Genomic DNA, 19,886 nt, shown 5'->3' on the forward strand with positions numbered 1-19,886 from the left:
AATACCCCTATCCCAATAAACATGATTTTTAAAAACAGTTACTTTATTCAACTGTTTCAAATCTGACTTTTTAGGATCACAAATTTCTACATGCGCACCTGCTTTAAGAAAAGCATAAATCAAACAAAAAAGGAAAAATGTTTTTCCTCCACCAGTTCCACCTACAATTAAAGCATGTGGTGAAGATTTATAATCCCACCAAAGATTTTTCATTAATTGAATTTTCGTACCTACTACTTGCATTTCTGTAATATTAATACGATTAACCTTCACATCATGTAAAAATTTAAAACAAATAAACCCATTTTCTCTTACTTCTTCCATCAAATCCATTTTAAAAGCCTGCTCTAATTCTTTCCCTTTCTTTAAAAATTGCTGTTGAAAATTTCGTAAATCTAAAGGAAAACGAACATAAATATAGCCAGCTTTTCGTTGATAATAAATTTTTGGAAAATAGGTTATTTTATCTTGTATTGTTGTTTTACCATTACTAGTTGTAGTATGCTTTTTCGTTAAATAGTATCGATTATCAATAATCATACGACCTAAAGTTTGCCTTTGATTAATCCATAACATAAAACCATGATGTGTTCGGCTAAATCGAAAAAACAAACCTATCAAGAGAGCCGATATACTTAATACTCCTACAACTAACAAAATATATGGCATTAATACAGACCAATCATACACATTTCTTTCTGTCATTGGTTGAATGACTGGATATACCTTTAAATAACAAAAAAAGCCTATCCCTATCAAAAATGGAAGATACGCCATAAAAAAATAAAATTTAACTACTGAATAATGAAATTTTCTTATTCTTATCCCTTTATACTTGAAACAATGTAAAACTCACTCCATTCTCAAATCTCTTCAATAAAATAACTTCTTCTTTTGTACACTAATTCCATTGCTAACACTTCTGTTTCAATTTTTCTTATATCTCTTATAACAGAACATAGCAATACAAAACTCAAACCACAAAACATAAACAATACAGAAATCCATACATTTATTACCACATTATAAATTTCTATATCTTTAGCACTTAATGTCGCATGTATTTCATTTTTTAATAAAACAGACATGCCGTAAAAATAAACTGCTATCATTAAAAAGAAAAATAACAGCATAAAAAATAAAGACACTCCACGCAAGAACTTTCTTTTAGTAAGTTTTGTTTTATTATTTATATACAACAAATCGAATTCTTCTGAACACAATTCTTCTAATTCTTTATATAAATTTCTTAACCTTACTATTTTCCTTAATCGAAACGAAGTGATCCAATCATTTATTTTTTCCATCTTTTTTTACCTACATTTCTGTTTGTGATTCCCAATCTTCCGCATATTTTATAACAAATGCTTCAAGATTATCATCAACATACTTTCCTAGCTCTGAAATGGATTGCACACGTTGCACTTTTGAATACCAATACTGAATCGATACATAACCATAAGGAACTGTATTACTTAATTGCAAAACCAATTCTTCTTTTAAATTAGTACGAACCTTTTCTAAATCAATAAATCGTTCAAATTTTGGTACAAAATAACCATAGTCATAAGATACATGAACAAATTCTTTAATATCTGCTTCTAATGACTTACTCAATACATTAACTTCTTTTATTAAATCGTCAAAACCTAATGCAACTTCTTCATCACGTAACACATGCAAATCAATAAAAACAAATTTTTCATTTAAACAATTTTTTTCTAAATAAACATCTTTCGCTTTTTGTAGGCTTTTTAACATAACTTCTGAAAAAATTTGTTTTGCTTCTTGCGTTTGTTCTTCATACATTACACTACACCTCTACTCCCTCATAATCTAAAAATTGTACGAATTCATGGCAATAATCACTCTCTTTTTCATTAATAAAAAAATTAAAACGAGCAATCTCGCCATATCTATTCTCATAACAAAAACTAGATTCATCTGAAGATAATGCTTTTTCCCAATAAATCTCATACAATCTATCAGAACTTTTTTCACGTTCTCCAAAAATCTCTTTAAAATCTAGCTCAAAACGAGTAAATGCTTGAATATCAGGTCGTACACCCATAGTTTAAAAGGAAAGGCTTATTTGTCCTTTCCTTTCTCTCCTTTTTCAAATGATTTTTGAGGTTCATTTTGTGTAGATTGAGAATTATTCAACGTAACTTTACGAATACCTGTCGCAACAGCAGAAAAACCAGTATAAACACTATTAACAGAACGTTCCCCCGCAGGTAATTGCGACCAAGGTTCTACTACATCTACACCTTCAATTTCAACAACATCACCAAATTTAAATGGTGATAGATCAAAATCTGCTGGTAAATCAACATTAAATGTTTCACGTTGAATTTCACTAGAAACTTCAATACTTTTAGAACGAACAACATCTGTTAAATTTCCTTCACTATCACGCTCATATTTATTTTCACGCACCGCAATAAAGGTCACTTTTCCTACAGATTGATTAAACAAAACAGGAATTTTATTTTCATCAAATGTAATTGGTTTTTCTTTCATTACGCTTTACCTCCAACTAATTCAATTCTTTCAGCTTCTAAAAATAAACGATTTCGTGCTTCTTCTCTTTCACTTGTTTGATTAAAATAAAGTACTGGGCGATTAACAATTTTAGGATTAATCAAACGTACTTCTTTTTGATAAAAATCACCACGAAGCGCACCATTAACAGGAACTTTTACTGTTAAAGAACCTTTTTCAGTAATTAATTCATAAACCTCATGAGTTGCAACTGTTACTGATCTACGACCACGTCTACGTGTTTCACCAATACTTTCTACATGTGTTCCAAAATATAATTTTCCTAATTCATCAGGCTTTACTAAAACATAACTTAAACCCAAATTAATAACCTCATTTCTTCTTCAAAATTTTATTAACTATTCATCATTCAAAATAAAAATATAAATAAATTAACCCATCAGCTCTTGTTCGATAAGTCCGGTGTATTTCTTTTACTTTTAACAATCGACTAACAATTTTCAAACGTAACATATTAGACCATTCAATCCCTTGATTTCCTTTGCTTTTTTGCTCAATTCTATAAGCACGTTCAATATCAAGTAACCGAAAAGCTCGTTTTTGACGTTTCAATCGTTGAACAAAATCATCTACAAATTTTAATAAATCAGCTAACATTTTTTCACCATTATTCTCTTATGTTTGCACGCTCATCTCATCGCATAACAAACGAAATCATGAGTGCTTCATTGCATACTTTCTGTACGCTCCACCGAGTATTTCTCATGTTCCAATACTTGTAAATTCATACTTCCATCTAGTATCATCAACGGCCATCTCTGACCGATTCAAGCACCGTCACACAGGCGCAATCACCGCACAAAAAGTAAGAGAAATCTTGAAATTTCACTTCAAATGCTCTATAATAATACACATTCCGAATGTATTATGAAGCAACCTTTTTGGGTTGAATTTTTAGATTCTAACCTCAAACGAGTAAGTCCTCTAAAAATTCTATCCAGTTTTCAAGGATCAAGGAGCTGAGGATTCCCTTTTTTATTTTCTTGATTCGAGAAAACAAAAAAGGGAGTTATCACGTTTTATGTGATAACTCCCAAATTGTTATAGTCTACACTACAACAAACTTTTAAAAATTCAACAGAATTCTTAAAAAACGTAAACAAATAGCTAAAAATACAAGAGTTTACTCTATCTATTTTAAGCTAATTTTGTTATACTATACACGTTGTAGCTTCGGCTATAACTTTGGGGAGTAGCACACTAAAGCGTCGTTTTAGTGTCAACCGACTAACGCTCGAACAGGTTACCAGCCTGTGATGTTAGAAGGTTGCTCCCTTTTTTTATTTTCATCGAACCATTGATAAACGAGGGTTTCCCTCAACTCATAAAAAAGCCTACCATGTTTCGAAAAAAATAGCAACTTTTTTTTTAAAATTTTTATAAACAAAAAACGAACATACGTTCCCGTTTTTTGTTTGAATAAACTATAACATCATTAAAAATTACTGTCAATATTCACCATAAAATATGCAAATTTGCATAGAACTTTTTTATTCTATTTAACAAAAAAAAATTCACCTAAACAAACTTTTATCATGCGCAACTCAAAAAAGAGATACTCCATGAACAAAAGCCCATACAGGTGAACTAGTCATTACTAATTAAAAAATCACTTGTTTTAATGCATAAAGCACGGGTTCCTATTTTCATACTACTTCATAAATTAATATTATCACAAGAATAAATATCAATCAATATTAATATTTAAAAATCAAAAATATTTACCTTTTTTACTTTTATGCTATACTGAAAGTGCGAAATGTGATGATTTCGAATAGCATTACAACACGAACGCCCAACCTACTGGAATAGGTTGGGCGTTTTTTTTGCTTGTTGCGACTATTACATTATTAAAAAATCAAAAATATTGACCTTTTTTACTTTTATGCTATACTAAAAGTGCGAAATGTTATAATTTGAAAGCATTACAACGAAAAACACCTCCCTAACCGCGACGAAAGGGAGGTGTTTTTTTTGTACTAGTTGCGACAGCTAGTACTCAAGTTAGAAAGCAACTTGCGTTTATTTATCGTCTTTGTCCTTCTTTTCTAACCAATAAGAAAATAGCTCTATAGCTATACCAGATAAAACTGGTGCGATAAACAATGTTATAATTTGAATCAGCATTACAATCCCCCCTAACGGGGCAAGTTGCCTTAATCATTGTACTTCATTTTCCACATTTACACCATAAAAAACAAAAATTTTCAACCAATACAAACACACTTAAAGACTACTATTCCTCATTTAAATCTTTCATATCTTCCATTCCATTATCCAATATTTCAGATTTTTCCTCTTTCACATCCTTTACTGATTGCTCAACATCATCTTTTATTACACGCATTTCATCACAAGATCGAATAATACGAGTACCATTATCTAAAGTTAGTACTAAAATCATAATTTATCCTTCCTTTCATTTTTTATTAGCCACCCATAATATTTACCATAAAGATATTCCTTTCTGTTATTTAATCATCTAGTTAACATAATCCCTATTAAACCAACCTTCCCTATTACCAAAGACTTTTCATACAAACTTTGTGAATTGAAATTGGTATAGTTCAAAACCCTTTGATTTCACAAACATTTACCTACTAAAAACATTGTGAAATTACTCAACGTTTATATTTATTTTTTGTTATTTTAACTAAAAATGTTTATAGAAACCATATGTCCAAATAACAATATTCAAGCCTACCAAAAACCAAAAAATTTTATACATAAACGCTATAGTATGTTCTTCTTTTCTTTGTAAATACTCTTCTCTCCATTTAGGATCATGTTTTCTTTTCTTTAAAAATTCATATGTATGATAAGTAGTACTTCCTTTCTCCTCCACTACTCGTCACCTCTTCTTTTTGTTTCTATATACTGTCCACCAAATACACGTTTATACTGTCTACCACAACTTTTACATTCATATTCCGTTCGTTTCCAACGAATAAGCGCTGCCAACTCTCCACAATCACAAGAAATATACGTTACTATATTTCCTTTATTCCATCGAGTAATTTCAATTTTCCAATGATCATATTCTTTCCGCATTACTTTTCACCTAAAAAATTTGTTCTACAATTCTTGACACCTTTTTTTGCCTATATTCCCTCTTACACAGACTACATCTAAAAACATCCTTAGTAGTCTTGTTTTTACGTATTGCTAAATGTCCACAATCACACTCTACATAATATGCTCGACAATGCTTTTCTCTAAGTACATCAATTTCTTTATAAAATAAATCATATAATTTTCGTTTCATACTCACTCACCATGTTATAGTCTTTTCTTCATTTTATCAAAAATCATATGAAAATTTAATAAAAAAACGTAAAAACTGTTGCATATCCAACCCCCGAAATGTTAACGGTAGTTCTGGCGTTATGGTGTTGGGCATAGTTGTACCCTATTCTGACGATAAAAAAATAAAACTTTCAATCGTCATTTAGAGTACAACCTGTTGCTAAGTTTAACGTATAGCACGACGCCATGGAGCCACTAGTAACATCTCTCGTGAGTTGGTGTGTTCACACATTGTCATTCCCTACGACCAAACAGCCCAATCGTAGCATTGAATGACAATTACCGTTCCTTTCGGGAACCTGTTTGCCACCCTGACCTTTACTGGTAGTCACCACCCTTAAGACACAAAGTCACGAGAGTAACCTTTGCTTATGTCCGCAACGCCATTTTATAGAATCGGCTGGCATATGACCTGTCCCTTTATTCCTAGTAAAGACTAGCAAGAGTTTGTCCTCTCTTGTTTTAAAAAACTACCATTACACCTCTTTTTGTGGTATAATAATAGCAATAGAACAACTTGGAAATGTATAATGTATCTATTTTGCTATTCACGAATTGGCGTTCGTGGGTAGTTTTTTTTTATGCAGTTTTCTCATTTACAATCGTAAACTATTCCTTAAATAAAAAAAACCCCTTTTTTATTTCCATATACAAATAGTACAATATACAAATAGTACAATATACAAATAGTACAATATACAAATAGTACAATATACAAATAGTACAATATACAAATAGTAAAACCTTATTTATCAAGAAGTGTGCCTGACATATCATGTTACTATTTGTATACAAATAGTACAATATACAAATAGTACAATATACAAATAGTACAATATACAAATAGTAAATTTTAAATAAAATTATTGTAGTAAGAAATTATTTATGGTAAAATATAAATGTAGTAAAAAAATATTTAAAGTGAGGTGCCTACTATGGTAAAAAAAATTGTATTTGGTAATTTCAAAGGTGGTGTAGGTAAAACTACTAATTCGGTTATGATTGCTTACGAACTAGCTAAAAAAGGACATAAAACATTACTATGCGACCTAGATCCACAAGCAAACTCTACTCAACTATTAGATAGAACTTACACTAAACAACACGGAATATCATTAAACATAAAAAAAACAATGATGGTAGCTATCCAAGAAGAAAACTTATCTTCTGCAATAAACGAATATATGCCTAACTTATTTTTATTGCCTTCACATATTGATTTTGTTAACTATCCAGATTTTTTAGAACTTAAATATCCCCCTACAGAAAATAACTATCTCGAAAATCGAATTGCTCATTTTGGAAAACTACTTGAACAAATAGAAGACGATTATGATTACATTATTTTAGATTGTCCACCAACTATTTCAGTTTTTACAAACACAGCACTCTACACAGCCAATTACCTTGTTATTGTATTACAAACACAACAGCGTTCCTTAGACGGTGGAGAAGCTTTTTGGAACTATGCTCAAACCTTCTACAATAAATACACAAACGTCGATTTTGGAATTGCTGGTGTATTGCCTGTACTAATGAAAAACGACTCTGGTGTTGATAACCAAATCATTAAAGATTCCATAGAAACCTTTGGAAAGCAAACTGTATTTTCAAATATAGTTAGACATATGGAACGATTAAAAAGATACGATAGAGAAGGAATTTCTGATAAAGACTTTACAAAAACTTGGGATTTTCACGATACAAAAGTTCACAATGAATACTCTAAAATTGCTGACGAAGTTCTAAATAGAGTAAAGGAGGATTAACATGGTTAAAAAATTTACACGAGATCCTAACAGAAAAACCACAAAAGACATTCCTAAAACAAAGCTATCCGAGCCAGTAACAACATTCGACATTGAAAACTTTCAAAAAGAAAATCAAATTTCTGAAACTACAAAAAAAACAGTAGGTCGTCCAAGAAAAAACAAAATCTACAGTACAATACGTTTACAAAAACATAACGTCAACAGAATTAATTCTTTACAAAATACATTAAACTATGAAACCCAAGACGATTTAATTAGTGCTCTACTTAACCGATTAGAAAATTCAATTTCACAAGAACAACGTACTATGTTTAACATGTACATGAAAACATACGAAAATAGAGATAAAAAAAATAGATAGCCCATTTGCACAAATACACATTTGCACTTGTCCAAATGAATAGAAAAAACACATAATTTAGGAAGTGAGTACTATTAATAATTTTTCTGAATTTCTATTAAATAGCTTTCTAACATTAGTTATGATTGGCTTCATTATTTCAGTTATTGTTTACTTATGTAAAATTGCATGGAATATCCTTTTACCATTGTTAGAATTTGCATTGCTTCCAATTCAACTATTCTGGATCATACTCAAATGGATTGGAACCTGCATTTCATACATCTTAATATTCATAATTTTGGGTTTTCAAAAAACAACTAAAACTAAACAACAAAAACAAAATAACACTTATTCAAACGGATTTTTTGGTGGACAACGTCAACACTATCAAAAACAAAATAACAAAAACAATTACTCTTATTCAGACAGCACTTATGATAAAAAGAAACAAAACAACCAACAAAAAACTACCCAAAATAGACAACAACAATCATACCAAAATTACTCTTATTCAAGTAATTACACTTATGACAATTTAGAAACATATCGAAAAATTTTAGGTGTAAAACAAGGTGATAGCAAAGAAGAGATTAAAAAACAATACAGAACTCTAGTCAAAAAATATCACCCTGACAAAAATTCAGATCCAGAAGCAAACACCAAATTCAAAGAGATAGTAACTGCTTACGAAAAACTGGTATCCTAATACAATTTTTCTTGCTGTTTCTATTACTTATTATTAGAATTAAGACTTTATAAAAAGCTATATATGATAATTTATCTTTTATCATATATAGCTTTTTAACAACCTAACAAAAATTTTTTATTCCTAAATCAAAATTTAGACTTTCCACTTTTGAATACTTGAATACTTGAATACTTGAATACCAACTATTTTAATTTAAATATTTTTTCCGTGCAAATTTTTTCTTAACGCTTTTATAGATATATAAAAGGACGTGCTATAAACACGCCCTCATGTAGAAACTCTTTAACTAACCAAAGTTAATGAACGGTTATTTTATCATTAAAAGTACTAAAATATTCGTACACAATAACTACTTAATTCTACTAAACTTACACTTTTAAATACTAACTATTTTTTTAACTTATAATATAACTGTTCTACTAAAGCAATACCCCCAAATACTACTATTGACAACCCAATTAATTTACATATTTCTATTAAATTAAATCCATCACTAACTATAGTTTGAATAACTGCCATAGCAACAAAGAAGATATAAAAGTAAATAGTATTTTTTTTTAAAACTCCCTTTCTTTTCATAAAAATAACCTCCTCCATCAAACTAAATATCTACAATTTTTCCAATAACTTATTGCTACACCTCCAACTAATCTAGCAACATTTCCTGATATAGAAGCAGTAATTCCTGCACCAAATAAATTAACTAAACATTTCCGTTGCGCAGAATTAATACGAACTGTAATTCTACCACTACGACAATAACCAGGAGGAACTCTTCCTAAACGTTCATCTGAAAGACACCCTCCAATGCCTCTAGGTTGAATAATTGCATTCATAGAATCATTTCTTAAAAAATCAACATCATCTAATGAAATATCTGGATCCGTAATTTCTTCATCGTTAACCACTTCTGCAAACACTACACTAGGATAAACAAATAAACCTACAGTTACCACACTTAACAAAAATATAACCAATCGCTTCATTTTTATTTCCTCCTTGTATATTTAGATTACTCAATTAATCAGCCATTCTTTTTTATTTAGCTGTTATTTTATATAATTGAGTTAGGCGCTGTGGACTAGTATTTTCTCCACCAGAATCCTTTGGATTACTGTTTAAGTTAGGCTCTAACCACAGCTCTAACTTTTTAACATAATTAGGCAGAAGTCGCCCATCCTCTATAGGTGGGTGATGAATGCCGTTCGGTATGAGGGTTACCGTTGGTAACTCGAAGACCGACAGTTAAGGCATATTGCCTTTTTAGTTTATCTTATGTTATAATCAGTCTATATGAGAAACGAGTTGATATAACAATGGAATTAGACACAAATAATCATTCAGTATTTCTTCTTTATTACCACCTTGTTTTAGTAACGAAATATCGTAGACAAGTGATTGATGATGAAATATCAGATTATGCTAAAGCGACTTTTGAAAGAATTTCGGAATCGTATCACATTACTTTAGTTGAGTGGAATCACGATACAGACCATGTTCATATCATGTTCAAAGCTCAACCCAAAACAGAACTGACAAAATTCATCAATGCCTATAAAAGTGCCAGCTCAAGATTGATAAAACGTGACTTTCCAAGAGTCAAACAATTTCTTTGGAAAGAAATGTTCTGGTCTAAAAGTTTTTGTCTTCTGACAACTGGTGGCGCACCAATTGATGTGATTAAGAAGTATATCCAAAATCAAGGAAACAATCATAAATAGAAAGTAGGTGAACCTTATGGAACGACTAAAAGCATACAAATTCAGAATCTATCCAACAGAGGAACAAGAAATATTCTTTGCCAAATCTTTTGGTTGTGTTCGTAAGGTCTACAATCTAATGCTTGATGACCGAAAAAAGGCATATGAAGAAGTTAAAAATGATTCTTCTAAAAAAATGACTTTTCCGACACCCGCTAAATACAAGAAAGAATTTCCGTTTTTGAAAGAAGTTGATAGCCTTGCTTTAGCCAATGCCCAACTTAATTTAGATAAAGCATACAAGAATTTCTTTCGAGATAAATCCGTTGGATTTCCTCGATTCAAAAGTAAAAGAAATCCTGTCCAAAGTTATACCACCAACAATCAAAATGGAACAATAGCTTTGTTGGATAGTAAATTTATCAAAGTCCCTAAATTGAAGTCATTAGTTAGAATTAAGCTCCATAGACAACCTAAAGGGATTATCAAATCTGCTACAATATCACGTCATTCTAGCGGAAAATACTATGTTTCTTTGTTATGCAAAGAAAAAGTTAGTGAATTACCTAAAACCAACTCTGCGATTGGTATTGATTTGGGCATTGCTGACTTTGCGATTCTTTCTGACGGTCAAAAGATTGATAATAATCGATTCACTTCCAAAATGGAAAAGAAACTCAAACGTGAACAACGCAAGTTGTCAAGGCGTGCTCTTCTAGCTAAAAAGAAAGGCGTCAATCTTTTTGAAGCAAAGAACTATCAAAAACAAAAACGAAAAGTTGCTAAATTACATGAAAAAGTAATGAATCAACGTACTGATTTTCTGAATAAGTTGAGTACAGAAATAATCAAAAATCACGATATTATCTGTATAGAAGACTTAAACACAAAAGGTATGTTGCGTAATCATAAATTAGCAAAGAGCATTTCTGATGTTTCTTGGTCAAGTATTGTAACTAAATTACAATACAAAGCTGAGTGGTACGGACGTGAGATTATCAAGATTGATAAATGGTTTCCGTCTAGTCAGATTTGTTCAGAATGCGGACATAAAGACGGCAAGAAACCTCTCAAAATTCGAGAATGGACTTGTCCTGTTTGTCATGCTCATCACGATCGAGACATCAACGCTAGTGTGAATATTCTGACCGAAGGTCTACGAATGCAAGCATTAGCTTAGGTTACAATACATCCAAAAACCGTAGGAACTACGGGGATAGCTTGGTAAACAAGAGACACCGCTGTTAGTGAAAAAATAAGCTATCAAGTATGCTCTATTCCCAAGAAGCTCCCACTTCAAGCGTTAAAAACCGTTAGGTTTAGCTAAGTGGTGAGTAGTTCACTTGCTGATCTACCCAATCGTCTAAACGAATTTCATTTTCATCGTAATAATTAAAATTTTGCTTTTTATCAACATAAACAAGCGTTGGTACTTCTTGTATTTGATATTTATTAAGAAGTTCTTTTTTTACTTCTTCAGATAAAACCCCTGTGTCTAAATAATTTACCATTATCTTTTTTTGCTCAAATACATTTTTCAATTTAGGAACAAATCTACGACAATATTTACACTCTTTTTTTCCAAAATAAATAAATTTTTCTTCATTTCCTGTAACATCAAATAATTCCTGACTAGAAACTTTTCTAAAATTTGCTACTTCCTGCTCGTACTTTATAATTTTTTGCTCCTGTGCTTCTTGTAATTTACTTTTAGAATCAAAAATAACCCTACCACAACTACTTAATAATAAAAGACCACAAAAACTTAAAATAATTACTTTTATAAACCTCAAAAAAACCACCTCCATAAACAAAGAAAGCGCTTTCTATATTAAAATAATATAACAAAGGTATACTTACGTCAATTACTTATAAAACAAAAAAACTTACATTTTTGTCACAATTGGTATACAACACTTTTCTTTATTTTAAACGTATAAAAAAGTTTACGCACATACCCAAAGTATGTTATTATAAGTATGTAAAAAGGACGTGCTACTAACACGCCCTCGTGTAGAACCGTTTAAGACGGTAGCAAGATTTAATTACAAATTGTAACCAGTTAACCTGCTAAAGTTAATGACTGGTTACTTTTTTTTGTCATTATTTAGCAATTTCACAACCAAACCAATCAATGCAATGGTAAACATACCAAAAGCAAAAAAAAAGAACACCGCTCACAAGCAGTGTTCTGAAAAAACGAACATTTCAATCATCAGGCATTCAATGAACTAACTTAAAACCCGAACATTTCAATACTCTTGTTTAATAGTATTATAGGTCATTTCTGAAATTTTTCCGTCCTTCACACTTACTAACAACAACACCCGTATAACTCTATCAGATTGCTTACATGTCAAAACTATCGCATATTTATTATCTTCTGATTGATAAATCGTTTCTACATTTCCTTCACTAGATAATTGAACTGCTGTTTTTACATCAATTCCATTCTTTTTAATACATTCAGCAGTCATTAATTTTTTTAATTTTTCATTGCGATCATTAATACTGCTATAATTCGCATAAGCTTCTCCAAATGACTCTAACAATTCTTTATTTGTTACACTCATTTTTTCTTCACTAGAACTCGTTTCAATAACCTCTTCAGTAGATTCATTAGTCTTTTCTTCTGAATACATACTAGAATCGCTCTCTGACGACAAAATAATCGTTTCACTAGTTGCTGTTTCAATTTTTTCTTGTTTTTCTTCAACTTTTTCTTTTCCTACTGGTAAAAAAAACACAAGCAACATTACTAAAATAAAACTTATGCCAACAGCTATTTTTTTCATCATTTTACGTCCTTTCTCACTAAACTCGTCGTAATTGGAAAATCTTTTCCCCATTGACGCACATATTTTGCTACAATTTCACCTTGAATACCATTTTGCTCATAAGTAGTAAATTTCCCATTACCATCTACGCTAGCAACAACCCATAGCAATAGGTAAGCCTTTGATTGTCTATTACCTTAGCTAATGATAATAGTTCGCTCTCCGGCTTTTCCCCTGCTCCACACCGTACATGCAACTTTCACCGCATACGGCGTTCCAACTTCTTCTTTACTTCAAATGAATTTCTGCTAAATTACATTCTTTTCGATATTTGTTGAGTTTCTTCAATTGCTTTTCATTTAACTGAAGCACATTGAAATATTCTTCAATCGTTTGCTTTGTTTTGGCATGGATTAATTTATGAATCCACTCGTGAACTATGACTATATTTTGATAATCATCAGTTCCTCCTTGCTTCTTAGGTACTATATGGTGTCCGTGTGCTATCTCAGAGGTTAGAAATTCTCCTGTAACAGCACACTTACCATTTTGCATAGAGTAACGAGAGAGTTTATTATCCAGAAATTCAATAGATTGATTTTCTGAATACTTTTGACCCATTTTTATCAATTCTGAGCCTATTTTTGGTTTTAACATTTTGATACGCTCTAGTCTTCCTTGTTCGGTGTAATTATTTACTGTTGATCTAAATGGCCATGCTTTATCCCATTTAATACATTCAATTGGATAAAGGTACTCTCCATTTACTCGAAAAGTTCGATGGTTCAAACTGTAAATTTTCTTGTACACCAAAGGTGGACTTCTAGGTATTTCATATTTCCCAATAAATTTTAAACGATTGAATAGGGCTGGCAAACAAGAGTAATATATATCTGAAAAGTCTAGATTTACTCTAGTTGCTTTTTGATAATAATTTTGAATTCCTTTGACAAATAAATTGTAGTTTTTGATATTTTCAAATGTCGGATAACGTTGAATTCGTTTTACTCTTTGACGGACGTCTTTCTTTATTTTCTTTTTGGCTTTTCTAGATACTCTGGAGATAGAAACATATTTCCCTTTTCTTTGCTTTTCAACTTTTATCTCAAAGCCTAGAAATTCTGAGTATCGTTTCCTCAAATTCGTTATTTTTGATTTTTCTTTTGAAATATCTAGTGAAAGTTGATTTCTCAAATATCCTTTAACAGCATGAAATATTTTGATTGCTGATTTTGGAGTATTTGTAAAAATCTTGAAGTCGTCCGCATATCTAACGATATGCATTTCTTTTAATTTGGTTTTCTTTAGAGCACTATACATATACGCATTATCTTTATAAGGGTATCTGCTTTGAAACGTTTCCCATTGATTAGCAATCCACCAATCTAAATCATTTAATACTACATTAGATAATAAGGGAGATAAAATCGCACCTTGTGGTGTTCCTTTATCTAGAGAGCCAATTCCTTTAATGGGAGCTTTTAGCATTTTAGAGATAATCGCCAGTACACGTCTGTCCTTTACACCAATGGTATACAGTTGTTTAATCATTTTTGAATGACTAACATTGTCAAAGAATCCTTCTATATCTACATCAACCACATAATGACATTTACAAGCGTAGGCAACAAAGTTACACCTAGCAATTGCATGTTCTGTCGAGCGGTTTTGTCGAAATCCATAAGAGTGTTTGTAAAATTGTGCTTCACAAATAGGTTCAAGCACTTGTTTAAACATTTGTTGAATCAACCTATCTCTCATTGTGGGTATTCCTAAAGGCCTTGTTTTTCCATTGGGTTTGGGAATTTCAACCCTTCTAACCATTTCTGGCTTGTAATCAACTAAACTCTCTCGAATTTCTCGAATAAACTGAGCCTTATTCTTCATTTTATAATCTGAGATTGTTTGATTATCTACACCAGCTGTTTTTGAGCCCGTGTTTGATTTAATTATTCTGTAGGCTAACAATATATTTCGTTCTGATATAATAATATCGAACAAATTGATTCCCTTTGTTCGATTCTCTAAACTTCTTTGATATAACCAATCAAAAGTTTCTTGCATATTGTAATACTCATAATATCTTAATTCAGTACTCACCGATGGTTACTTCTCCTATTCTAAATAGTCCCATCCTCTTACCAGACCCTGTGAGTTTCATTTAGCAGTATTCATTTTTCAAAGAACAAGTCTTGGGGCTATCCCTCCACGTTCATTACACGCTTCATCAGTACTGTGCCCCTACTCTCACGAGAATTAAGAAATTTCGATTTGTAAAATCTTATATTCAACACTCCGATAACAGTCGTTTGGCATAAGTGTTTCTCGCTTTCCACGTTCCAATAGTTCTAGCTTTGCATATCTACCCTTAGGTGCTTACTGTGGACCTGAATATTTATAGTTTCATTGTTAACTATCCCGAATTTCATAACACAGACTCTTACTCTTCGGTAATATTCCTTACATAACGTAAGCCGTTTTCTTTCGATAAACGTCGGACTATAGATCCGTACATTCGCAAGTTCGTCAGTTTCTCGCTGGAAACATTCTCACCATAGATAGTTTATAGCGTCCCGACCTATCCTCTGCCTTATGAACTGTACATTTCACTTAGGCATTGTTCAGCCGACTTCACCTAACTTCATACCTGGAATTTCTGTTAAAATTTCACGCATGTAGGAGTATCAGACTAGTTGTTTCAGCCAACATGACGGCTTTCATTCCAACTATCGAACTATTAGTTATCATTTATCCAGAAGGATAAATTCTCCCATTTCATGTTTATACATTTATAGGGAAACGTGTCGTACCAGTATGTCCATATTCACTAGTGGCTGCTCCACCTGGCGCCCAATTGATAACATCTCCTGCTTTTACATCTTCATATTTTGGGTTACGAATAACTGTCCAATGATAACTTTTCCAATCATAATCTTCTCCAATTTGACTAGCATACCAATTTCCCGAGTTCATCAACTGCGGTCCACCCATTTTTTCTACATAATATGCTGTTAAGCCATAACATTGTCCATTATTTATTCTTTGACCCAATACACTTTCTAAAACATCTATTTTTCCACCGCCAACATTAGCTGTGCTACCACTTGTTAAACGTTTGTACCAATTCATTGCACTCGTTTTTCTTTTTATTTGCTCAACAGGATCATCTTTTGTACCTGCACGTTCCCATAATTTCAAAATATCGACTGCTAATTTTTCTACATCATTATGTTTAGACATATTTTTTAATAATGTGCTATCTGCTCCATCATGGTTCCATGCAAAATCCATCTGAAAACCTACAGTTTTCCAATCTTTTTTCCCTTCTTTTGCTAAAGTAAGCAAATTAACACGTCTACCCATATCCCATTGACCTAATCCCATTGCATAACCACCAATACTAGGATTCATAGCCAATGTTTCATCATATAACCTATCTGATTGAATACGAGAAGGTATTAGACCACTCTCATGTTCCATATTACCTATCCACGCGGAAGCAAACTCAATTGTTCCACCATGCGTTGTAACATAACTGACAACTTGCTGAGCAACTCGTTCTTGTTCATTTTGTGGAGTAAAACCTGATTCACTAACATTTGCAGTAAAAAATCCTAACACCAACAATAACGGAAGAAAAAAAAGGATTACAGGCAATAACAAACTTATCAAATATTTTTTCAAAAAAATCCTCCTTAAAAATAAAAAAACAATGCCCTAAAGCATTGCTTCTTAATTATTTTATTTCAAAAAAAGAAGTACTGTATTTCTACAATACTTCCTTATTTTTTAAATCTTCCTGATTTATAAACCAATTCATAGTTTCCACTAGACCTCAATTCTTGAAAATCAGATTCATAATTCGTTCTATTCAATACTTTGTTCTCATCGTAACTATAATAATAGTTTAAATCACTTGGTGTATCTTCAAAAGGAACATAAACCTTCATTATATAACGATTAGCTTCTTTATTTCGATAAATTAAAAAACTAAAATCTTCTTCTGTATATTTATAAGGTTTTTGTCGTCCTTCCTTTACTTCTACAGAAGCATTATTAATTTTTGTTTCTTTTTTTATTACTTTATCAATCACTTCTTGTGTATCTTTATCTGGTTTACTATTTTCACACGCTGAAAACACAAATAGTACCCCTAATAAAATAACAAACATAAACTTTTTCATAAAAAACCTCTTTTTTGTTTTATTATAGCAAATATCATATTTTCAAAAAAGATTTTCTGATTGATTAAAGAACTCTTATTAGATAAAAAAGAAGCACCGTATCTCTACAATGCTTCCTTATTCTTTAAATTTCCCTGATTTATAAACCAATTCGTAATTTCCACTAGACTTCCATTCTTGAAAATCAGATTTATAATCTGTATCATTCAATTCTTTATTTTCATTATAACTATAATAGTACTCTAAATGACTAGGTTTATCTTCATACGGAACCCAAACATTCATTATATAATTATTAGCTTCTTTATCTCGATAAATCAAAAAGCTAAAATCTTTTTCCGTATATTTATAGGGTTCTCGTTTTCCCTCTCTTACTTCATCCGAAGCATTGTTAATTTTTGTTTCTTCTTTTACTACTTTATCGATCACATCTTGTATATCTTTATCTGGTTTACTATTCCCACACGCCGAAAACACAAACAGTATACCTAATAAAATAACTGGTATAAACTTTTTCATAAGCCACCTCTTTTTTATTTTATTATATCAAATACCATATTTTCAGAAAAGACTTTTTTCATTGATTTTACAACGTTTCTGTCTCTTTTCTACGTTCTTTTTCAGGCTGAATTTCTGCTTGTATTTCCTTATCGTTGTTTAGCATTTCTTCTGTAGAATAACGAACATCAAATTTTCTATTTTCTTCTTGATCATTTACTTGCTTCTCTGGTTGATCCACACTACTATCAAAAAAAGAATAATTTTGTGTCCATTCCTCAGGTTCTAATTCAAAACCATCAAAAGATACATCATAATTAAAAGACTCGCCTCTAAGTTTTGCTAAACGTTCTTCAAAACTTTCAGCTTCTCCATTCCAATATCTACGATTTTTCTTTTTCTCTTCTTCAGATAAAACAGTTCTATTTTTATTATCTCCTTCCGCTTCAAAACGCGTCATTCGATCAATATCATCATAATACAATGGATCAACAGGCACATCAAAATCATTATCTAAAAACCCATGTTTTTCAAAGGCATCAAATTTACCTGCATGGTACGCATTTGCTAAATTAGATAACTGTTCTTTTGGATCAAAACCAGTTACTTTATCTACGGCACTTGATAATTTAGAATCTTGATATTTATTACTTAAACTATCTTTTAATGTATTACCTAATCCTCTTTCAGACATATAACCTAATTTTTGTGCAAAATTCTCGGCTCTCGTTGGTTGAACTTCATCTAATGCAGATTGCAAAATTATATTATCCGCATAATCACTACGCCCTTGTCCTTCAATTTGAATAGGAGCTTTCACTTCTTGTGGTATAGAATCAACAGACGGTGTAACATCTTTTTTAAATTTAGAACGAGAAAAACCAGTTGCTGGCATTCGATCTACACGTTGTCGATTAAGAACAGACACAAACCAACGCCAATTTTTCTTAATTAACACTACCAAAATAATCTTAACAAATAAAGAAGCAATTACACCTAAAAAAGTAGTTGTACCAAATGCAGAATCAAGCCAGCCTAAAACCATAAATACAAAACCAAACCCAATTCCTAGTACTACTTTTACCGCAAAAGCTCCCAAAATTAATTTTCCTGCATTAAACAATACTTGTTCATTATCTGGCAATAATGCCCGTGCTAAGAAAATAGGAGATAGTAACACCATCATCAAAATAAAAAGCTGTGTTAAATAATTCGCTACAGAAATTACTAAGATAACACCTGCTACAATCACAAAGTCAATCCCTGAATTAATTAAAATTGCCCATTTCTGACCCAATTTTTTTCCTGTTAAATAAGAATTTTTTTCTGACGCTTCTCCTACTTTCCTTTCAATTTCTTTTTCTATTTCCTTTGTATATTCTCCTCGTTTAGCAGTATACTCGTTAATAGTATTTGTCGATACATCAGTTTTCCCAAAATTCATCAACAAGCTCGGTGCTAAAACAAAACGATAATACATCATATTTTGAACTTGACCAGTAACTGTATCTGGTTCTGTTAATCCTAAATCAGATACCAATTGTTCCGCTGGTTTAGATACATTCGGCGCCATAACACTTACTAATTCTGTTTGTGCATTACTAGAAACCGTATTGATTTTCTTTAAAAAATCACTTCCACTTGAATAAAAACCAGTTCCTACAACAATCAAACTAGCTAACACTAACAAACGAACAAATAATCTTTCCATGCCATGACGAAAAAAATCCTTAATGCCATAAATAAACACCATCATGACAAAAAATGTTCCAAATGTTTTAAATAGATTATCCCATACCGCATTGCCTGAATTAAATGCACTATCAATACTCTTATTCAAAATATCTACATTATAAATTTTTTCAACTAAAAAATTACTTGCTTCTACAATACTTTTTCCCATAGAAAACAAGATATTTAAAAGCCCATTTAAACCACCAACCATTTTTTCATCAAGCCCTGACAATAAATCTGCCTTTTTTACTAACGACAAAATGGAATCTATATCAAAATAATCTGATAACATAGTCTA

Annotated in this window: 22 protein-coding genes and 3 pseudogenes; 5 read left to right on the forward strand and 20 right to left on the reverse strand. The window is 31.3% G+C overall.

From position 1 onward, the window contains the following. The 9 genes and pseudogenes from IGK86_RS14640 to IGK86_RS14680 form a co-directional block, all read right to left on the reverse strand. Positions 1-705, reverse strand: a pseudogene (locus IGK86_RS14640) (FtsK/SpoIIIE domain-containing protein); the annotation flags it as partial. Between the two features lie 158 nt (positions 706-863). Next, on the reverse strand, positions 864-1,307 hold the full coding sequence (locus IGK86_RS14645) for a hypothetical protein (protein WP_207491247.1): 444 nt from the start codon (positions 1,305-1,307) through the stop codon (positions 864-866). Between the two features lie 10 nt (positions 1,308-1,317). Beyond that, positions 1,318-1,809 (reverse strand): hypothetical protein, encoded by a 492-nt coding sequence (locus IGK86_RS14650; protein WP_438742723.1) that lies wholly within the window; start codon positions 1,807-1,809, stop codon positions 1,318-1,320. Between the two features lie 4 nt (positions 1,810-1,813). Beyond that, complete coding sequence (locus IGK86_RS14655; protein ID WP_438742725.1) at positions 1,814-2,071, reverse strand: hypothetical protein; 258 nt, start codon at positions 2,069-2,071, stop codon at positions 1,814-1,816. 17 nt (positions 2,072-2,088) lie between these two features. After that, on the reverse strand, positions 2,089-2,523 hold the full coding sequence (locus tag IGK86_RS14660; protein ID WP_174114249.1) for a DUF961 family protein: 435 nt from the start codon (positions 2,521-2,523) through the stop codon (positions 2,089-2,091). Then, entirely contained in the window at positions 2,523-2,867 is a 345-nt protein-coding gene (locus IGK86_RS14665) for a hypothetical protein (protein ID WP_174114248.1), read from the reverse strand. The genes IGK86_RS14660 and IGK86_RS14665 overlap by 1 nt, the downstream gene beginning before the upstream one ends. Positions 2,868-2,910: 43 nt before the next feature. Continuing rightward, positions 2,911-3,162 (reverse strand): hypothetical protein, encoded by a 252-nt coding sequence (locus tag IGK86_RS14670; protein WP_425136964.1) that lies wholly within the window; start codon positions 3,160-3,162, stop codon positions 2,911-2,913. Between the two features lie 1,425 nt (positions 3,163-4,587). Next, positions 4,588-4,692: a type I toxin-antitoxin system Fst family toxin gene (locus IGK86_RS14675; RefSeq protein WP_325817476.1), complete on the reverse strand. Its 105-nt coding sequence runs from the start codon at positions 4,690-4,692 to the stop codon at positions 4,588-4,590. A gap of 109 nt (positions 4,693-4,801) precedes the next feature. Next, positions 4,802-4,969, reverse strand: coding sequence for a hypothetical protein (locus IGK86_RS14680; protein WP_425136968.1), 168 nt, complete (start codon positions 4,967-4,969; stop codon positions 4,802-4,804). 1,837 nt (positions 4,970-6,806) lie between these two features. Here IGK86_RS14680 and IGK86_RS14685 point away from each other — a divergent pair. The 3 genes from IGK86_RS14685 to IGK86_RS14695 all read left to right on the forward strand — a co-directional run bounded on the left by IGK86_RS14685 (position 6,807) and on the right by IGK86_RS14695 (position 8,692). Next, on the forward strand, positions 6,807-7,640 hold the full coding sequence (locus IGK86_RS14685) for a ParA family protein (protein WP_438742729.1): 834 nt from the start codon (positions 6,807-6,809) through the stop codon (positions 7,638-7,640). Position 7,641: 1 nt separating this feature from the next. Further along, positions 7,642-8,004 (forward strand): DUF5388 domain-containing protein, encoded by a 363-nt coding sequence (locus IGK86_RS14690; protein ID WP_438742731.1) that lies wholly within the window; start codon positions 7,642-7,644, stop codon positions 8,002-8,004. Between the two features lie 187 nt (positions 8,005-8,191). Beyond that, complete coding sequence (locus tag IGK86_RS14695) at positions 8,192-8,692, forward strand: J domain-containing protein (RefSeq protein WP_438742733.1); 501 nt, start codon at positions 8,192-8,194, stop codon at positions 8,690-8,692. A gap of 390 nt (positions 8,693-9,082) precedes the next feature. Here IGK86_RS14695 and IGK86_RS14700 read toward each other — a convergent pair whose 3' ends face one another. Next, the gene (locus IGK86_RS14700; protein ID WP_438742735.1) at positions 9,083-9,274 is read right to left on the reverse strand and encodes a hypothetical protein; all 192 of its coding nucleotides are present in this window, start codon (positions 9,272-9,274) and stop codon (positions 9,083-9,085) included. A 17-nt stretch (positions 9,275-9,291) separates the two neighbouring features. After that, complete coding sequence (locus IGK86_RS14705) at positions 9,292-9,681, reverse strand: hypothetical protein (protein WP_174114322.1); 390 nt, start codon at positions 9,679-9,681, stop codon at positions 9,292-9,294. Positions 9,682-10,011: 330 nt separating this feature from the next. Between IGK86_RS14705 and tnpA the strand changes: the two genes are divergently transcribed. Next, complete coding sequence (tnpA, locus tag IGK86_RS14710) at positions 10,012-10,416, forward strand: IS200/IS605-like element ISEfa4 family transposase (RefSeq protein ID WP_438742737.1); 405 nt, start codon at positions 10,012-10,014, stop codon at positions 10,414-10,416. 16 nt (positions 10,417-10,432) lie between these two features. After that, positions 10,433-11,575 carry an IS200/IS605 family element RNA-guided endonuclease TnpB gene (tnpB, locus tag IGK86_RS14715; protein WP_438742739.1) on the forward strand — a complete coding sequence of 381 codons (1,143 nt, stop codon included), beginning with the start codon at positions 10,433-10,435 and terminating at the stop codon, positions 11,573-11,575. A gap of 139 nt (positions 11,576-11,714) precedes the next feature. Here tnpB and IGK86_RS14720 read toward each other — a convergent pair whose 3' ends face one another. The 9 genes and pseudogenes from IGK86_RS14720 to IGK86_RS14760 form a co-directional block, all read right to left on the reverse strand. Then, a complete protein-coding gene (locus tag IGK86_RS14720; protein WP_438742741.1) occupies positions 11,715-12,188 on the reverse strand; it encodes a thioredoxin fold domain-containing protein in 474 nt (157 codons plus the stop codon). A gap of 294 nt (positions 12,189-12,482) precedes the next feature. Beyond that, positions 12,483-12,554 (reverse strand): annotated as a pseudogene (locus IGK86_RS14725) (putative holin-like toxin); the annotation flags it as partial. A gap of 93 nt (positions 12,555-12,647) precedes the next feature. Beyond that, entirely contained in the window at positions 12,648-13,193 is a 546-nt protein-coding gene (locus tag IGK86_RS14730; RefSeq protein ID WP_174114319.1) for an EF0163 family protein, read from the reverse strand. Beyond that, positions 13,190-13,333, reverse strand: a pseudogene (locus IGK86_RS14735) (phage tail tip lysozyme); the annotation flags it as partial. The gene IGK86_RS14730 and the pseudogene IGK86_RS14735, both read right to left, overlap by 4 nt. A gap of 127 nt (positions 13,334-13,460) precedes the next feature. Next, positions 13,461-15,272 (reverse strand): group II intron reverse transcriptase/maturase, encoded by a 1,812-nt coding sequence (gene ltrA, locus IGK86_RS14740; RefSeq protein ID WP_057086701.1) that lies wholly within the window; start codon positions 15,270-15,272, stop codon positions 13,461-13,463. A 681-nt stretch (positions 15,273-15,953) separates the two neighbouring features. Then, positions 15,954-16,856, reverse strand: coding sequence for a phage tail tip lysozyme (locus IGK86_RS14745; protein WP_438742743.1), 903 nt, complete (start codon positions 16,854-16,856; stop codon positions 15,954-15,956). A gap of 98 nt (positions 16,857-16,954) precedes the next feature. Further along, entirely contained in the window at positions 16,955-17,356 is a 402-nt protein-coding gene (locus IGK86_RS14750; RefSeq protein ID WP_207491233.1) for a hypothetical protein, read from the reverse strand. 117 nt (positions 17,357-17,473) lie between these two features. Then, positions 17,474-17,875, reverse strand: coding sequence for a hypothetical protein (locus IGK86_RS14755; RefSeq protein ID WP_425136987.1), 402 nt, complete (start codon positions 17,873-17,875; stop codon positions 17,474-17,476). A 67-nt stretch (positions 17,876-17,942) separates the two neighbouring features. Beyond that, positions 17,943-19,880: a hypothetical protein gene (locus IGK86_RS14760; RefSeq protein WP_438742745.1), complete on the reverse strand. Its 1,938-nt coding sequence runs from the start codon at positions 19,878-19,880 to the stop codon at positions 17,943-17,945. Positions 19,881-19,886 lie beyond the last annotated feature (6 nt).

Source organism: Enterococcus sp. DIV1206, assembly GCF_051712485.1.
Classification (GTDB): Bacteria; Bacillota; Bacilli; order Lactobacillales; family Enterococcaceae; genus Enterococcus; species Enterococcus faecalis.

Coding starts and splice junctions, on each gene's coding strand:
- IGK86_RS14645 (WP_207491247.1), bottom strand. CDS start 1,307: ATGGAAAAAATAAATGATTGGATCACTTCGTTTCGATTAAGGAAAATA.
- IGK86_RS14705 (WP_174114322.1), bottom strand. CDS start 9,681: ATGAAGCGATTGGTTATATTTTTGTTAAGTGTGGTAACTGTAGGTTTA.
- IGK86_RS14750 (WP_207491233.1), bottom strand. CDS start 17,356: ATGAAAAAGTTTATGTTTGTTATTTTATTAGGGGTACTATTTGTGTTT.
- IGK86_RS14730 (WP_174114319.1), bottom strand. CDS start 13,193: ATGATGAAAAAAATAGCTGTTGGCATAAGTTTTATTTTAGTAATGTTG.
- IGK86_RS14660 (WP_174114249.1), bottom strand. CDS start 2,523: ATGAAAGAAAAACCAATTACATTTGATGAAAATAAAATTCCTGTTTTG.
- IGK86_RS14760 (WP_438742745.1), bottom strand. CDS start 19,880: ATGTTATCAGATTATTTTGATATAGATTCCATTTTGTCGTTAGTAAAA.
- tnpB (WP_438742739.1), top strand. CDS start 10,433: ATGGAACGACTAAAAGCATACAAATTCAGAATCTATCCAACAGAGGAA.
- IGK86_RS14700 (WP_438742735.1), bottom strand. CDS start 9,274: ATGAAAAGAAAGGGAGTTTTAAAAAAAAATACTATTTACTTTTATATC.
- IGK86_RS14690 (WP_438742731.1), top strand. CDS start 7,642: ATGGTTAAAAAATTTACACGAGATCCTAACAGAAAAACCACAAAAGAC.
- tnpA (WP_438742737.1), top strand. CDS start 10,012: ATGGAATTAGACACAAATAATCATTCAGTATTTCTTCTTTATTACCAC.
- IGK86_RS14675 (WP_325817476.1), bottom strand. CDS start 4,692: ATGCTGATTCAAATTATAACATTGTTTATCGCACCAGTTTTATCTGGT.
- IGK86_RS14655 (WP_438742725.1), bottom strand. CDS start 2,071: ATGGGTGTACGACCTGATATTCAAGCATTTACTCGTTTTGAGCTAGAT.
- IGK86_RS14670 (WP_425136964.1), bottom strand. CDS start 3,162: ATGTTAGCTGATTTATTAAAATTTGTAGATGATTTTGTTCAACGATTG.
- IGK86_RS14680 (WP_425136968.1), bottom strand. CDS start 4,969: ATGATTTTAGTACTAACTTTAGATAATGGTACTCGTATTATTCGATCT.
- IGK86_RS14755 (WP_425136987.1), bottom strand. CDS start 17,875: ATGAAAAAGTTTATACCAGTTATTTTATTAGGTATACTGTTTGTGTTT.
- IGK86_RS14685 (WP_438742729.1), top strand. CDS start 6,807: ATGGTAAAAAAAATTGTATTTGGTAATTTCAAAGGTGGTGTAGGTAAA.
- IGK86_RS14650 (WP_438742723.1), bottom strand. CDS start 1,809: ATGTATGAAGAACAAACGCAAGAAGCAAAACAAATTTTTTCAGAAGTT.